The organism is Bradyrhizobium sp. UBA2491 (assembly GCF_002341725.1).
GTDB lineage: Bacteria > Pseudomonadota > Alphaproteobacteria > Rhizobiales > Xanthobacteraceae > Bradyrhizobium.
In genome coordinates this window covers 86,663-99,477 of record NZ_DDOP01000079.1, presented here as the reverse complement: position 1 = coordinate 99,477, position 12,815 = coordinate 86,663, and the positions used below count along the sequence as shown (strand labels likewise).

Below are 12,815 nucleotides of genomic sequence, written 5' to 3'. Positions count from 1 at the left end.
CCTCGCAGCTCATCCTGTCAGCGACGTTGACGCGAAAGCAGGCAAGCCACGCCTCAACAGAGGCAGACCGCAGGTGCAGAGGTCCGCGGAGCAGCTATCTCCGGTAGTCGCGCTCGACTGCCCGCATCAAGCGCAGGGATGGATAGTCACTCCGGGGAAACCTACCGCCGACGCCATTGCAGCAGGGAATAAGGTGGGTTCGACTCGCCGTGATGCTCGAAGACCCCGTCGACATCGGCGCCGATCGCAACCGCCTGTGCGGGATCGCCGAGCAGATTGCCTACCATGCGCACGCCGCCGGCATGCGGCAGCTCGACGAGCACGGCGATGTAGGGACCGTGCCCCTTCAATGCAGCGTGCGATGGATGCCACGCCCGCTCCCAACTGAAGATCCGGCCATGCGGCTCGACCTCGGTCCATTCCGGATCGAAGGCGTGGCAATGATGGCAGATCCATTCCGGACCAAACTGCCAAGTGTCGCAATGGCGGCAGCGTTGCACCAGAAGCCTGCCCTGGCGCAGTCCTTCCCAATACGGCGCGGAAAGTCCGTCGGGCTCCGCCACCGGGATCGGCAGCCCGGCCGGAAGATAGCGCGCGTTGGCATCATTGCTCATAGAGTGGCGTCCGAACCGAGAATGAGGTTGCTGGCGGGAGAGACCATCGGACCTCCGATGACCATTGCGACGTCGTTGCGGCGGGCCTGGTTCGGCGATGTGCCGCGCACCTGGCGAACCGCTTCCAGGACCAGTTCGAAACCGTGCATGTAGCATTCGGCGAGATTGCCGCCGCTGGTGTTGAGCGGCAGCCGCCCGGAAGGCGCGATCAGATTGTCGAAGGTCAGGAAATCATTGGCCTCGTCCGGCCTGAAGAAGCCGTGCTCCGCCAGCGCCATCACGACGCCGCCGGTGAAATTCTCATACGCCTGCACCACGCCGACATCGGATGGCCCGACCCCGGCCATGCGATAGAGATCTGGCGCGACGGTCTCAAAACTCGCCGTGGCGTACAGCGGCGAATTGTGCGCGGTCGCCGCCGCGCGATGTCCGGACCCGGAAGCCGCGCCAAGCACATAGGCGCCCTTGTGCCGGAAGTCGCCGGCGCGCTCCGCCGGAACCAGCAGCAAGGCTGCGGCGCCGTCATTCTCCATGCAGCAATCGAACAGATGAAGCGGCTCCACGATCCAGCGCGAGGCGTCGTACTTGTCTGGCTCCAGCGGCCTGCCATGCATCACCGCGCGCGGATTGGCCTGCGCGTGATGGTAGGAGGCGAGCGCGATGGCACGCAACGCCTCCTGCCGAACGCCATGCTCGTGCATGTAGCGCTGGACCCGCATCGCAAACCGCTGCGGCGGCGCCAGCACGCCGTAAGGCATCAAATAGGATCGCTCGCCCGAAACGGTGAGGATGCCGGCCGCCTGCCCGAAGCGGCCGTACTGGCCCTGCGCCAGCGAGCGGAACACCACGACGCAGTCGGCAAGGCCCGCGACGATCGAGGCCGCCGCATTGGCAACCGCCGCGCAGCAGCCGCCGCCGCCACCGCCCCATTGCATCGTCGCGGTGCGCAGTTGGCGCGTGCCGAGCGCCGCGGCCAGCCGCGACGCTTCGCTGCGGTCGTCGCTGTAGGAGGAGAACCCGTCGATGTCGCGCGGATCGAGCCCGGCATCCGCGCAAGCTGCCAGAATGGCTTTCAACGCCAGCTTGAACTCCGGATCGGGAGACGCGCCATGACGATAATATTCGGTCTCGCCGATCCCGATCACCGCCACCCGGCCCCGCAGCGTCCGTTCGTCTCGTGCGCGTACCGTCACGGCTTGGTATCCTCCCGCGATGGCTGGCTGCCGAAAGCTCCGCCCGTAGCGAGTTGCGCGATGCGCGCGTCGTCATAGCCGAGCAGCTCACGCAGAACGTCTTCGGTATGCTGGCCGACGGCCGGTGCCGCGACGGGATCGACGATCGGCGTCCGCGAATAGCGGATCGGCAGGTTCACATTCGGCACCCAGCCGATCGTCTGGTGCGGAATCCTGGTGACGATTTCGCGCTCGCGCGCCTCCGGCGAGCGGATCGCCTCGCCGACACTGCGCACCTGGCCGCAGGGCACGCCGGCTGCCCGCATTCGTGACTGCCAGTGCGACCATGGCTGCCGGGCAAACGCCTCGCCGAGGATCGCAAACAACTCCTCGCGCCGGCGGATCCGGTCAGGACCCGTGGCGTAGATCTCGGCCGCGGCGAGATCCTCGCGCTCGAGCACCTGCGCCATCAAGCGCTGGAAGATCTTGTCGTTGCCGCAATTGATATAGAACGAACAATCGCTGGCCAGGAAGACGCCCGACGGGCAGGTGTCGGGACTGGTATTGCCGCTCCGCTTCGGATCGGCATTGTTGAAAAGCGACTGCATGGTCGCGTACCCGGTCATCAGGACGGCATTCTCGAACAATGATACTTCGATGGCCTGGCCGAGGCCACTGCGCTCACGCGCGAGCAGCGCGCCCAGGATCGCATTGCTCGCCATCATCGCGGTGCTGATGTCCATCACCGGCGACAAGGCCCGCACGCCTTCGCGATCGGCGTAGCCGTTCATCGAAACGAAGCCGCTCTCGACCTGCGCGATCGGGTCGAATCCCAGCCGGTCGGCAAACGCGCCGTCGCGGCCATAGGCCGACACCGCGCAGTAGACGATCTCGGGCCTGAGCTTGCGGCAGCTCTCATAGTCGAGCCCGAGCCGCGTCATGACGCCGGCCGAGAAATTCTCGACGACGACGTCGGCGGTTGCGATCAGCTCACGCGCGACCTGCAATCCCTCCGGGGATTTGAGATCGAGCGCGACGCTGCGCTTGTTGCGGTTGGTCCACAGGAACGGCGCACCGTGCCTGAGGTCCGGATGCAGCGGAGGATACCGCCGCAGATCGTCGCCCCGGCCGGGCGCCTCGACCTTGATCACCTCGGCGCCCATGTCCGCCAGGATCATGGTCGCGAACGGCCCCGCGATGAAGTGCGAGAAATCGATCACCCGGATTCCCTCGAGCGCCATCGGCGCGCCGGCCGGACGAGGCGTGTGCTCGGGGAATTCGGCTTCAAGCTGATCCAGCATGTGAGACATCCGTATGTCTTGAGAAAGGTTGATCCAGGTTCGCTGCCGTCGTCTTCAATTGCTGGTCGGCGCCGCGACCAGCGAGCACCCGCCCTGATCGAGCGGCCGGAACGCCTCGGAGCCCGTGAGCACGCCGACCTGCTCGAGCAAATCCCATTTGCTCTTCGATGCATTCGGGCTCTTGACCTTGAAGATGTACATGTTGTGGATGGCGCGGCCGTCCGCGCGCACCACGACGGGCCCGAACAAGGCGTCGTCGATCGGATTCTCCTTCAGCTTCCGGATCACTGCCTGCGCATCATTGGTTGCCGCGGCCTGTGCCGCGTTCAGATAGGCCAGCACCGAGGAATAGACGCCGGCATGGAATGCGGTCGGCGACTGCCCGTGTTGCCGCTCGCTGAACCGGGCCGACCAGGTGCGGCTGGCATCGTTGAGATCCCAGTAGAACGGCTGGGTAATGATCAACCCGTCGCCGACTGCTAGTCCGCTGGACTCGACGTCGTTGGTGGTGGTCAGCAGCGCTGCGAAGGTGCGCCCGCCCTGCTTCAGCCCGAATTCGGCGGATTGCTTGATCAGGCTGACGGTGTCGCCGCCGGCGGTGGCGAACGCGATCACGTCGGCGCCCGAGCCCTCGGCCTGCAAGATGAACGACGCATAGTCCGCATTGTTGATCGGCACATTGACCGATCCAAGAACGGTGCCGCCACCCGTGCCGATCACCGCCGTGCCGTCGCGGACCATCGATTTGCCGAGCGCATTGTCGGTGGCGATGAAGTACCATTTCTTGCCGCCATGCCGCACCAGATAGGCGCCGATCGTGTGCGATGCCGCCCAGGTATCGAAGGTCCATTGAATCGTGTTCGGCGAGCAGTACTTTCCGGTCAGGTCCGAAGACGCCGCGCTCGATGCGATCAGCGCTGCCTTGCTGCCACGCACGACCTCGTTGACGGCAAGCCCGACCGCCGAGTTCGGCACGTCAGCGACCGCATCGACTTTCTCCTGGTCGATCCAGCGTCGCGCGATCGCGGCGCCGACATCGGCCTTGTTCTGATGGTCAGCCGAGACGATCTCGACCTTGAAATCGGGATGCAGCCGCATGAAGTCCTCGGCCGCCATCCTGGCTGCCGTCACCGACCCTTCGCCGGCATTGTCCGAATAGGGCCCGGATGCGTCGTTGAGCACGCCGATCTTCAGGGAACGCGCGGCGTCCGCCGATGCCGGCGAGGTGGCGCTAGCGGCCAGCAGCGACAGCGCGAGAATGCGAGAGAGATATTTCACTTCTTTCCACCCATGTTGTGTTGTTGTTTTCAGAGATCGAGCACGAGCATGCCGGATTTGGCGCCCGAGCAGCAGATCATCACGCTCCGGTTCGTCGCCTGCTCTTCCTCGCTCAGGAACTGATCGCGGTGATCCGGTATGCCTTCGAGCACCCGCGTCTCGCAGGTGCCGCAGACCCCTTCAGTGCAGGCATAGTTCGCGGCGATCCCGGCATCGAGCAGCGCATCGAGGATGGTTTTGCCGGGCTCGACCGCAATCGTGCGGTTGCTCCGCGCGAGCCGGACCGCGAAGCCGCCCTCGGTCGCCGGCGCTTCCCGCGCCTTGAAATATTCGACATGCACGTGATCGGCCGGACGATCGGCGGTCACCGTCTCGAATGCCGCGAGCATGGGCACCGGCCCGCAACAATAGAGATGCGCGTCAGCCGGTGCGCTCCTGACGATGGCCGCGAGATCGAACACCCGTCCCGCCCGCGCGTCGTCGAAATCGACGTGCAGGCTGGCATCGGATCGGAACGCGCCGAGTTCGTCGAGAAACGCGGCAGCGGCACGCGTCCGCGCGGCGTAGTACAGGTCCCAGGGGCGGCCGAGCGCTTCGAGGCGCCGGATCATCGACAGCAACGGTGTGATGCCGATGCCCCCGGCGATCAAAACCGAGTGTTCGGCTTCTTCGCAAAGCGCGAAGTTATTGCGCGGCAGGGAGATCGTCATGATCTCCCCGACCCTGACGGTGTCATGAACGAAGCTGGAGCCGCCGCGGCTCTCGGCATCCTTGTTCACCGCGATGACATAGCGATGCCGCTCGCGCTGATCGTTGAGCAGCGAGTAGCTGCGGATCATGCCGTTCGGCAGATGCAGGTCGATATGGCTGCCGGCGGTGAACGGGGCCAGCTCACTGCCGGTCGGCGCGATCAGCTCATAGGAATGGATACGCTCGGCCTCGTAGCCGATGCGCTTGACCAGCACCTGCTGGGTGTCGGCCGTATGGCCGGATGCGCTCACAGCTCGTACCCGAAATCGGCGCCGAGCTTCGCCCGCATGAACGGCGCGCCGACATCGACCCAGGAATCCTCCGGCGGCAGCCGCAGCGACACCGCCCGCACCATGAACACGTCGGGGTCCGAGACGCCCTTCGGCTTGATCGCGTGATCGCGATAGGCACCGAGCGCCTCCAGAATGAAGCGCCGCGTCATCGCGATGCCGGTATCGCTCGAGCAGAGCGTCTCCTTGGTGCGATCGAAGATCGGCGAGACGCCGCTCTGACAGGCACCGTCCTGCACCCAGAGCCCCGGCAGGCCCGAGAACCAGGTGGTCCGCTGCGCCTCGTAGTCGAACTGAAAACCGTTCTGCGGATTGTATTTGGTCCAGTAGCCGGCATACGGCACCGTCACCGGGTGCTCGACGAGCGCGTGCCGGCTGGCGTGGCCGCTTTCGCGACCCTTGTGGCCCTCCGCGAACACCTGCCGGGTTTTCTCCAACAGCGGTTCCGACGGATGATAGGAGAACATGATGCAGAGCGTGTTCTCGTCGTCGATCGGCACCCAGGCATGCCCGCTCAGATCCGGGAACGGCGAGAGTGGAGGCACCAGCGTATAGAACGGCAGCATGAACTGGTTGACCCGCCAGTACAGCGTGTTGGCATCGTAGTTGCGCCGCGCCGCGATGCTCATGCCGAAATCCTGCTTGATGCATTCGAAGGTCGGCCGCAGGTCGCGCTTCTGGATCCAGGCGCTGGTGGTGCCCTGCGCGTCGAGCCTCCCGTGCAGCAGCGGCGCATGTGCGGAGTCGATCTCGCCCTCGACCGCCTGCAACCAGTTGCACTCCTGCACGCGCACCGAGACATGCACCTGCTCGGCCGGCACCAGATTCCATTCGAGGTTCGGCAGCGGCGGAAGCTCGGCCTGGTCGGGACCCATATAGGTCCAGATCATTCCGTTGCGCTCCTTGCAGGGATAGGCCTTGATCCGCACCCGCTCCTTGAGGCGGCTGCGCACCGGCTCCGCCGGCATGTCGGTCACCGCGCCAGTGACGTCGAACTTCCAGCCGTGATAGACGCAGCGCAGCCCGCAATCCTCGTTTCGTGCGAAGATCAGCGGCGCACCGCGATGCGGACAGGCCTGGTCGACCAGCCCGACGCGGCCCTCGGTGTCGCGGAAAGCGACCAGATCCTCGCCAAGCAAACGGATGCGCTTCGGCTGCCCGTCCTTGGCGAGATCCGCCGACGGCAGGAACGGAATCCAGTACAGCCGAAACAGGTCGCCGAGCGGCGTGCCTTTGCCGACCCTCACCAGGCGTTCATTGTCTTCGCGCGAGAGCATGGTTTGCCTCCTTCAATTGCGGGTGGTCGGACCGGCCGCATTGCCCAACAGCGCGGCGACGCGGTCGGACAACCCGAGGTCCTGTGCGGTCCAAAGCGGATCGGATGCGGCGAGCGGCTGGCGTGGAACGGGAGGTTGCTTGCCCTCCTCCACCAGGTCGACGATCAACTCGATGCGCCGCCGCTCGAGCGCCCTGAGGGCATCCTCGACGACGGCCGCCTCAGCCGTGCATCCCGGAAGCTCCGGATAGGCGAGACGAACCCGCCAATGTCCCGGCTCGGTCTCGACCGCCTCTGCCTCGAGCAGATAGGGAATCGACAGCAGCTCGCGCAGGTCCAACGGCAACCTCCCTGAACGACGTCTTCGCGTCCATTTGATACGTATACGTACTACATGGTCGAATGGCTGACAAGGGCCGAAAACCATTGCCTCGCTCGGGGAACAGACCGGGGTGCGATTGACCGCAGGGTTGAGGACGTCAGGCCAAGCTGCTAACGGCTAACGCGAATTCGTGAAATCGGGGTCGAACGACGGCATGGCAGCCGACAAGGCAAGGAAGACCAGTTCGGCCGCAGACGTCGCGCGCGACTGGCAACTCGAAGGCGGCGTCGGATTTCTGCTGCGGCTGCTGGAGGCCCGCTACGACGGGCTCTATCAAAGCATGACGCGCCAGAGCGACATCACGCCGCGGCAATTCGGCGTGCTGATGGCGCTGTATCAGTTGGGACCGCTCACCCCCTCCGTGCTGGCGGACCGGATCAGTTGCGACCGCAACACGCTCAGCGAAATGCTGAAGCGGATGGTGGCACGCCGGCTGGTCGCGAAGAAGGACAACCCCGACGACCGCCGCTCGCTTCAGGTCCAGATCACCGCCAAGGGCGAGGAAGCGCTGCTGGCCGTGATCCCGGCGGCGGCCCAGTTGCAAGAGATCATGCTGGCTCCGCTGCGCAAGGAAGATCGGGCGCATTTCCTGAAATGCCTGCTGGCGATCGCGAAGGCTCCGCCGCCGGACGCGCCATCCGATCGTTGAGCCCCAGTCAGGCCGTTGCCTTCCCGAAGGTGCCTGATGCCGCAAGCGCCGCGACGGCGTCGGGCGACAGTCCCAAGATTTGCGACAGCACGTCATCGCGCTGCGCGCCGATGCCGGGCACATGACTGCCGATCGGCGTGTCGGCTCCAGACATTTGCCATGGCGCGCTGACGCCGACGAAGTCACCGGCACCATCCGTCACCGTCCCGAACACACCCCGCTGACGGAGGTGGGGATCGGTCAGCGCCGCGCCCGGCGCCCGGTATTCCGCACACGGGACGCCGGCGCGATCCAGCGCCGCGATGCATTCGGCAGCGGTGTGACGCTCCGTCCACTTTTCGATCACCTGCATCATGGCGGTCCAATTGGCGCCGCGCGCCGGAATGCTGGAAAAGCGCGGATCGCTGGTCAGCTCCTCCTGCCCCGTCACTTCACAGAGCGCCGCGAAGTTGCGCGGCGTGACCGGTGCGATCAGGATATCGCCGTCGCGGGTGCGGACCGGCCCATAGGTCGGACGCGGCGAGCGGATCGGGAATTGTGCTTCCTGAAGCTCGTAGACCAGCAGGTTCAGCATGCAATCCATCAGCGCCACGTCGATACGCTGCCCCTCGCCCGTGCGCCCACGCTGAACCAGCGCGGTCTGGATCGCGGAATAGCCGAAGATGCCGCCAAGGATATCGGCGACAAAGATCGCGCCGGCCGCCGGACGTTCCCGGTCGCCGGCATAGCGCATCAGCGAGGTATCGAAACCGCTCTCGGCATGCACGATCATGGCGTAGGCCGCGCGCTCCGCGGCCGGGCCCGACTGTCCATAGCCCGAGATCGAGCAGTAGATCAGGCGCGGGTTGATGGCGCGAAGCGCCTCGTAGCCGAGACCGAGACGATCCATCACGCCGGGTCGGAAATTCTCGACGATGATATCCGCCTCCGCGACCATGCGATGCACCAGCTTGATCGCGTCGGCGTTCTTCAGGTCCAGCGCCAGGCTGCGCTTGCCGGCATTGAGCTGGCCGAAATAGGTGCTGTGGCCGTCGCGCAGCGGCGTGCGCAGCCGCATGTCGTCGCCTTCCGGCGGCTCGATCTTGATGACCTCGGCTCCGACATCGGCGAGCAGCCGCGCGCAATAGGGACCCGCCACCATGATAGAGAAATCCAGCACGCGCATACCCGCGAGCGGCGCCCTGTCGCCATCCTTCTGCATCCGATCTCTCCTATCTCGGCAGTCCGAGCGCGCGTTGCGCGATCAGGCTGCGCTGGATTTCGTTGGTTCCGATGCTGATCACCCACATCAGCGAGTGCCGCAGGTTCTGCTCGAAGCGGCCATTGTCGATCGCGCCCGGCATCTGTTCGGACAGCGCGGCGCGCATGCCGAGGATGTCGAGCGCGGCCTCGCCGAAGCGCTCCATCAGCTCGCCTGAGAACACCTTGCTGATGGCGCCATATTCCGGCGGCGTCACGCCATCGGCGGCAAGCTCGGCGCAGCGCATCATCAATTGCCGGCCGATTTCGATCTCGGAGGCCAGCGTCGCCATCCTGTCGCGGACGATCGGGTCGCCGGCCAGCGATTGATCGCGCTCCCCGGCCATCACATGCACGCGCAACTGCTCGAAGGCGTGCGCGACCTTCAGCACGATGCCGCCGCCGACCAGCCCGCGCTCGAAGGCCAGCGCGCCGGTCAGCACCTTCCAGCCGCCATTGACCTCGCCGACGAGGTTTTCGGCGGGAATGCGGACATTGTCGTAGAAGATGTTGGCGAAGGTGCCGTCGTACATGGTTGCGGACGGACGGATCGTGATGCCCGGCGCGTCCATCGGCACGATGAACATGCTGATGCCGGCGTGCGGCGGCCTGGCGTCCTTGTCGGTGCGCGCGGCGAGGAACATGTATTTGCCCCACCAGGTGGTGGTCCAGATCTTCTGGCCGTTGATCACCCAGTGCTCGCCATTCCTCACGGCGCTGGTGCGCAGCGCCGCAAGATCGGAGCCCGCCTGCGGCTCGCTGTAACCCATGCCGTGCATGGCTTCGCCGCGCAGGATCTCCGGCAGGTACTGCTGCTGCTGCTCCGGTGTGCCGAACATCATCAGCGCATTGGCCTGGATCGCGGCGCCGATCCGCGGCGCCTCGCCCTGCTCCATCGTCTCCATGAAGGCGATCTGCTCCAGCGGGGAGCGGGCCTGGCCGCCGAATTGTTCCGGCCAACCGAGGCCGATCCATCCCGTTTCACCCATATCGCGGGCGAAGCCGGCATCGAATTCGCGCTTGGCGAACGGCTTCTGATCGAACGCGTCCTTCCGTGCTCCGGACCAGTTTTGCCCGAGCCAGCGGCGGACCTGCTCACGATAAGCGTTTCCGGCGGATCCGAGATCGTATTGCGGCAACCCGGCGCCGCCCGCATCCAGCAGGCGTGCGGCCAACCGGCGCTTCGCATCCAAGGCGCCGCCGAGCGCGATCGTATCGAGGTGCACACGCTTGAAATGGATTGGCGCTTCGTGCTCCTCGGCATAGCCGATCGCCCCGAACGTGTGCTGGGTCTCCAGCGCGACCTGCCGCAGCGCGCTGCCGGAGAACGCCGATACGCAATCGGCGAAATAGCGCCAGTCGGCGTCGTCGCCGTCATGCAGCCTGGCGATGTGATCGAGGACCAACCTGACGCCCTCGAGCGCGATCAGGCAATTCGCCAGCTTGTGCTGGATCGCCTGGAACTTGCCGATCGGCTGCCCGAACTGGTGTCGTTCCCTGGCGTAGTCGACGGCCAGCTCGAACGCACGCCGCGCAGCGCCATAGGCGCGCGCGGCCAGCATCGCCTTACCCTTGATGCGAAGGTCGTCCAGATCGACGGCGCCTTCGGCAATGCGCGTGAGCGGCACCGCGTTCAGCCGGACCTCGTAGAGCCCCCACGCCCCCATCGCACGGGTCGCGATGCATTCGACGCCGGGACCGTCGAGCTCGATCAGCGCAAGATGAGCCCGATCGAGCGCGACCAGGAGGTGCGTGGCGCTTCCCGCCGCCTCGACACAGCGAAGCACGCCCGTTGCCGCGTCGTCCGCGGCCACGATCGAACCGGTGCCGCGATCGGGATCCAGCGCTCCGAACGAGAAGGCGACGATCGCCGTCCCGGCATGCAGCCGAGCCTGGAGATCGGCCACGACGCCGGCCTGCGATCCCGACACCGCAAGATTGGCCAGCGCCGCGGACCACATCGGCGCCGGACATCCGGCGCGGCCGAGTTCGGCCATGACGACGAGGATTTCGGCGAGCCCGCCTTCGCCTGCCTCCGCGCCGAGGGCAGCGACCCCCTGCCCGACCAGCTTGCGCCAGATCGCCGATATCTCGTCCGGCGAGGACGACGCCGTCGCGCCACGCGGACGCCAATGCTCATCGAGGAATCCACGTATGGACTCCCGCAGCATCGCCGTGACGTCATCCGGCTGTTCGGTCGCCGTCATCGCCCGGCCTAGCCCTGGCCGAACCGGGGCTTGCGCTTCTCCTTGAACGACATCGTCGCCTCCTTGTGGTCGGCAGTCTCGAACGTCACCTGCTCCAGCGCCATCGAGGCTTCCAGCAGCATGTTGACGCGCTCCTTGACGATCTGGTTGATCGACAGCTTGGTCCAGCGAATGGCCCAGGTCGGGCCGTTGGCGAGCTCGATCGCGATCTCGCGCGCCTTCGCCAGCACCTCCGCGCGCGGCGCGACGTGATTGACCAGCCCGATCCGCTCCGCCTCCTTGCCCTTCAGCAGGGTGCCGCGGATCAGGTATTCCTTGGCCTTGTTGATGCCGATCAGGAGCGGCCAGATCACAGTGCCGCCGTCGCCTGCGACCAGACCGACGCGGGAGACGTGGGTGTCGCCGATCCGCGCGTCCTCGGCCATCACGGTGATGTCGCAGAGCAGCGCATGGGTCGCAGCCAGGCCGATGGCGTCGCCGTTGATCGCCGCGATGATCGGCTTGTCGAGCTCGAGCTGACGCGTCACGCCGCGCCGGCTGATCATGGGATCATGGACCTCGCCCTCTTCAAGGACGTCGCCGCCGGGCCGCTCCGACATCGCCTTCACGTCGCCACCGACGCTGAAGAAGTCGCCGGCGCCGGTCAGCACCACGACATTGACGGCGTGGTCGTCGGCGAGGTCGTCCCAGATCGTGCGCAGCTCGCGGATCAGCTTCTGATTGATGGCGTTGCGCGCCTGCGGGCGGTTCAAGGTCACGGTCGCGACCTTGTCGGCGACCTCGACCGTCATGCATTCATATTTGGCGTAGTTGGACACGTTTACCTCCGTTGTTATTGCTGCTTGGGTTTTGGGATATTTTCCGGCGCGCTATCGAAGCATCCCGGGCTGCACGTCCGCCAATGCGACGTGGAGCGACATCGCCCCGGGGTCCTGCTCCAGCATCCGCTGCACGGATTCCAGATGCGACCGCAGCAGCCGGCTCGCCAGCGCCACGTTTCGCTCGCTCAGCGCCGCCAGGAACTGGCGCCGCTTCTCCGCCAGCCGGGCCATTGCGACACCGCTGGAGGCGACCTTGGCATAGACGAAGCGCATGTGGATCTCGGTGACGGAGTCGACGATCATCGCGATCACCTTGTTGCCGGTCGACGCCGCCAGCAGCTTGTAGAATTCGCGCGAGCATTCGACCCGATCGAGCAGCCGCCCCTCCTTGGTGGCGAGCTCGGTCCGCGCGATATTGGCTTCCAGCGCATCCAGGTCGGCTCTCCGCGCATTCGCGCAGGCGAGCCTGACCACGAGGTCGAGCACATGGACCCGCGCCTCCGACAATTCCCGCACGGAAATCGTCCCGAGGCTCAGCATGTCCCGCATCACCTCGTTCATGCGGCGGGTGTCGCCCTGCTGGATGAAGGCGCCGCCCTTGACGCCCTTCTGCAGCTTGAGAACGCCGGCCATTTCGAGGCTGCGCAGCGCCTCGCGCAGCACGTTGCGGCTGACGCCGAGCTGCTGCGCGAGCTCGCGCTCGGCCGGCAGCTTGTCGCCCGGCTTCAGCACGCCGAGCGCCAGCTGCTCGCGGATCCGCTCGCAGATCTCCTCGAATGTCCGCCTGGTGTGGATCGGCTTGAAAGTCGGCGCGGCCGACGCTCCGGCGGCACGGG

General features: G+C 65.9%; 12 protein-coding genes. 1 reads left to right on the top strand and 11 read right to left on the bottom strand.

Annotation, left to right across the window (positions count from 1 at the left end; genetic code table 11):
• Positions 1–161: 161 nt before the first annotated feature.
• Genes B2W55_RS27180 through B2W55_RS27150 form a run of 7 tightly spaced genes read right to left on the bottom strand, consistent with a single transcriptional unit; the run spans position 162 to position 7,021 of the window.
• Complete coding sequence (locus B2W55_RS27180) at positions 162–614, bottom strand: Zn-ribbon domain-containing OB-fold protein (protein ID WP_024579750.1); 453 nt, start codon at positions 612–614, stop codon at positions 162–164.
• The gene (locus B2W55_RS27175) at positions 611–1,807 is read right to left on the bottom strand and encodes a thiolase C-terminal domain-containing protein (protein ID WP_024579749.1); all 1,197 of its coding nucleotides are present in this window, start codon (positions 1,805–1,807) and stop codon (positions 611–613) included. The genes B2W55_RS27180 and B2W55_RS27175 overlap by 4 nt, the downstream gene beginning before the upstream one ends.
• Positions 1,804–3,087, bottom strand: a complete 1,284-nt coding sequence (locus tag B2W55_RS27170) for a CaiB/BaiF CoA transferase family protein (RefSeq protein WP_024579748.1) — start codon at positions 3,085–3,087, stop codon at positions 1,804–1,806. The genes B2W55_RS27175 and B2W55_RS27170 overlap by 4 nt, the downstream gene beginning before the upstream one ends.
• Before the next feature lie 54 nt (positions 3,088–3,141).
• A complete protein-coding gene (locus B2W55_RS27165) occupies positions 3,142–4,365 on the bottom strand; it encodes an ABC transporter substrate-binding protein (RefSeq protein WP_024579747.1) in 1,224 nt (407 codons plus the stop codon).
• Between the two features lie 29 nt (positions 4,366–4,394).
• Positions 4,395–5,366 (bottom strand): PDR/VanB family oxidoreductase, encoded by a 972-nt coding sequence (locus B2W55_RS27160; RefSeq protein WP_024579746.1) that lies wholly within the window; start codon positions 5,364–5,366, stop codon positions 4,395–4,397.
• Positions 5,363–6,682, bottom strand: coding sequence for a Rieske 2Fe-2S domain-containing protein (locus B2W55_RS27155; RefSeq protein ID WP_024579745.1), 1,320 nt, complete (start codon positions 6,680–6,682; stop codon positions 5,363–5,365). Before B2W55_RS27155 ends, B2W55_RS27160 begins: the two co-directional genes overlap by 4 nt.
• A gap of 12 nt (positions 6,683–6,694) precedes the next feature.
• Positions 6,695–7,021: a hypothetical protein gene (locus tag B2W55_RS27150; protein ID WP_024579744.1), complete on the bottom strand. Its 327-nt coding sequence runs from the start codon at positions 7,019–7,021 to the stop codon at positions 6,695–6,697.
• A 196-nt stretch (positions 7,022–7,217) separates the two neighbouring features.
• Between B2W55_RS27150 and B2W55_RS27145 the strand changes: the two genes are divergently transcribed.
• The gene (locus B2W55_RS27145; protein ID WP_024579743.1) at positions 7,218–7,712 is read left to right on the top strand and encodes a MarR family winged helix-turn-helix transcriptional regulator; all 495 of its coding nucleotides are present in this window, start codon (positions 7,218–7,220) and stop codon (positions 7,710–7,712) included.
• Positions 7,713–7,719: 7 nt separating this feature from the next.
• Here B2W55_RS27145 and B2W55_RS27140 read toward each other — a convergent pair whose 3' ends face one another.
• From B2W55_RS27140 to B2W55_RS27125, 4 genes are all read right to left on the bottom strand, one after another.
• A complete protein-coding gene (locus B2W55_RS27140) occupies positions 7,720–8,913 on the bottom strand; it encodes a CaiB/BaiF CoA transferase family protein (RefSeq protein WP_024579742.1) in 1,194 nt (397 codons plus the stop codon).
• Between the two features lie 10 nt (positions 8,914–8,923).
• Positions 8,924–11,158, bottom strand: coding sequence for an acyl-CoA dehydrogenase (locus B2W55_RS27135; protein WP_024579741.1), 2,235 nt, complete (start codon positions 11,156–11,158; stop codon positions 8,924–8,926).
• Between the two features lie 8 nt (positions 11,159–11,166).
• On the bottom strand, positions 11,167–11,976 hold the full coding sequence (locus B2W55_RS27130) for an enoyl-CoA hydratase/isomerase family protein (protein WP_024579740.1): 810 nt from the start codon (positions 11,974–11,976) through the stop codon (positions 11,167–11,169).
• Positions 11,977–12,027: 51 nt separating this feature from the next.
• The coding region (locus B2W55_RS27125) for a FadR/GntR family transcriptional regulator (RefSeq protein WP_291532350.1) at positions 12,028–12,815 on the bottom strand (788 nt) is incomplete at its 5' end.

What these genes read in the sequence shown, in the direction of transcription:
- B2W55_RS27180 (WP_024579750.1), bottom strand. Translation starts at nt 614, where the DNA reads ATGAGCAATGATGCCAACGCGCGCTATCTTCCGGCCGGGCTGCCGATC.
- B2W55_RS27170 (WP_024579748.1), bottom strand. Translation starts at nt 3,087, where the DNA reads ATGCTGGATCAGCTTGAAGCCGAATTCCCCGAGCACACGCCTCGTCCG.
- B2W55_RS27140 (WP_024579742.1), bottom strand. Translation starts at nt 8,913, where the DNA reads ATGCAGAAGGATGGCGACAGGGCGCCGCTCGCGGGTATGCGCGTGCTG.
- B2W55_RS27155 (WP_024579745.1), bottom strand. Translation starts at nt 6,682, where the DNA reads ATGCTCTCGCGCGAAGACAATGAACGCCTGGTGAGGGTCGGCAAAGGC.
- B2W55_RS27145 (WP_024579743.1), top strand. Translation starts at nt 7,218, where the DNA reads ATGGCAGCCGACAAGGCAAGGAAGACCAGTTCGGCCGCAGACGTCGCG.
- B2W55_RS27135 (WP_024579741.1), bottom strand. Translation starts at nt 11,158, where the DNA reads ATGACGGCGACCGAACAGCCGGATGACGTCACGGCGATGCTGCGGGAG.